This is a genomic window from Streptomyces sp. CLV115 (assembly GCF_038448545.1).
Classification (GTDB): domain Bacteria; phylum Actinomycetota; class Actinomycetes; order Streptomycetales; family Streptomycetaceae; genus Streptomyces; species Streptomyces sanglieri.
The window spans coordinates 1-2,022 of sequence record NZ_JBCEWQ010000335.1 but is presented as its reverse complement, the minus strand read 5'-3'; the positions used below and the strand labels follow the sequence as shown (position 1 = coordinate 2,022).

Genomic DNA, 2,022 nt, shown 5'->3' with positions numbered 1-2,022 from the left:
GGGTTCTGGGGGTGGAGGGGGTGCGGTGCCGGCGGGTGCCGGTGGACTATGCCTCGCATTCTCCGCATGTGGAGGCGATCGAGGAGGAGCTCGCCGGCCTCCTGGCCCCGGTGGTCCCCTGCACTCCGGTTGTTCCGCTGTATTCGACGGTGACCGGCGAGGTGATCGACGGCGCTGGTTTGGATGGTGGGTACTGGTATCGCAATCTTCGGGGGACGGTGGAGTTCGAGAGTGCGATCCGGTCGCTGTTGGCGGACGGGTTCACCGCGTTCGTGGAGTGCAGTGCTCATCCGGTCCTGACGATCGGGCTCCAGGAGACGTTCGAGGCGGCCGACGCCTCACCCGCCGTGACCGCGATACCGTCCCTGCGCCGTGACGAGGGCGGTCTGGAGCGCTTCCTGAACTCGCTGGGTCAGGCGTGGACGCACGGGCTGGATGTCGACTGGGGACGGGTACTGCCCGAGACACGTCGGCCCACCGGCCTGCCCACATATGCCTTCCAGCACAGTCGGTACTGGCTGGAGTCGGCGGGTTTGGTGGGTGGGGATGTTTCGGCGGCGGGTCTGGTCGCGGCCGGGCATTCGTTGCTGGGTGCGGTGGTGGAGTTGGCGGGTGCGGATGGTGTGGTGCTGTCGGGGCGGTTGTCCTTGCGGACGCATCCGTGGCTGGCCGATCACGCGGTCGCGGGCACGGTCCTGCTGCCGGGCACGGCCTTCGTCGACCTCGCCCTCCACGCGGCCGGCACCGTCGGGGCGGCCCGCGTCGACGACCTCGTCCTGCAAGCACCACTGGCGCTTCCCGAGAAGGGCGCCGTACACCTCCAGGTCACCGTCGAGACTCCCGACGCCGAGGGGCACCGCGGGATCGCCGTGCACGCCCGACCCGAGCGGGTCGGCACCGCAGGCGACACGGGCGGCGGAGCAGACTGGACCCTGCACGCGACCGGAACCCTCACGCCCGACGTACCCGCTCTCGAAACGCTCGCCGTCTGGCCGCCGTCCGGGGCGGAACCCGTCGACCTCACCGACGCGTACGACCGGCTCGCCGCCCACGGTTACCAGTACGGCGCCGCCTTCCAAGGCATGACGGCCCTGTGGCGCGACGGCGAACGGCTCTACGCGGAAGTCGAGTTGGCCCAGGACGCCGAAGCCTCGGGGCACACGCTGCACCCGGCTCTCCTCGACGCGGCCCTGCACCCGCTCGTCGTCACGGCGCTCGGTTCCGGGGCGGAGGAAGGGCCGCGGCTGCGCATCCCGTACTCGTGGGACGGCGTGTCCGTGCCGGCCGCCGTGGCGTCACGGCTGCGGGTCGCGCTGACCCCCACCGGCGATGACACGATACGGATCGCCCTCGCCGACACCGACGGCGTCCCGCTGGCCGCAGTCGAGGCGCTGACCGTTCGCGAGATCGACCCGGCCAGGATCGAGGCCCTGCGCACGGACCGGCTCCCGTTGCACGAGATCAGCTGGACCCCCACCCAACTCCCCGCAGCCGAGACCACGTTCGCGGAGAACGCCGTCTGGATCGGTGCGGACAGCTCGGGACGACGTACCGCGCTGGGCATCACCGAAGAGCCCTGTGCGGACATTGCCGCCCTCGGCGAAGCCATGACCGCGGGCCGCCCGGCGCCCCGCACCGTCCTGGTGAGCCCGGCGGACGACACCGACGGGGCAGCGCCAGCCACCGCGACGTACCGGACGCTGGAACTCGTACAGGCGCTGCTGGCCGACGAACGGCTGGCGGAGAGCACCCTCGTCGTCCTCACCAGGGGCGGGGAACTCGCCTCCGGCGAAAAGCCCGACGACGGGGGCGGCCTCCTCCGGTCGGCGCCGCTCCGGGGTCTGCTGCGGGTGGTGTGCTCCGAGAACCCCGGCCGGGTGGTCACCATCGACACGGACGACGACGAGGCATCGGTCCGGGCACTGCCCGCCGCACTCCACACCGGAGAGCCGGAACTGCTGCTCCGCCGAGGCACCGCCCACATCCCACGCCTGGCCGTGGGGCGGGGGGGGGCCGGCCCCC

Annotated in this window: 1 protein-coding gene; it reads left to right on the top strand. The window is 72.1% G+C overall.

Annotated features, from left to right (window positions below; all coding sequences use genetic code 11):
* Window positions 1-68: 68 nt before the first annotated feature.
* Window positions 69-2,022 (top strand): polyketide synthase dehydratase domain-containing protein (locus AADR41_RS41955; protein WP_342287716.1); only part of this gene is annotated, 1,954 nt, incomplete at its 3' end.